Raw genomic sequence first — 365 nt, forward strand, 5'->3', positions numbered from 1 at the left:
GCCCCAAAACTCTGGCAATAGAGTGTCCAGAAAGGGGGATGAAGGAGGAGAAGTGCACAAAATCTCAGGAACCTCATTGTTACTGGAAATACGGCAAATAGTTGCTGGATTCCTAACCCATGTTGTGGCATCCGTTTCAATGGCCAGATGTTGTACAGCCGTTGACCCCATGAGTGTTAACTGGGTGTTTTGTTTTTGCCCATGGCAATGCACCAGGTGGGGCTCAGTCGACCTGTTGATGGTGCAAGATGTGATTTCACAGGGGTGGATATGTGTGCTGTGCGCAGGGTGAATAGGCCTGCTCTTCTCTTCTGATGCATAGGTAGCGCCGATCACTATGCAGAGACTGGTGATAACAAAGTTCA

It is taken from the genome of Parendozoicomonas verongulae (assembly GCF_009711465.1).
Lineage (GTDB): Bacteria > Pseudomonadota > Gammaproteobacteria > Pseudomonadales > Endozoicomonadaceae > Sansalvadorimonas > Sansalvadorimonas verongulae.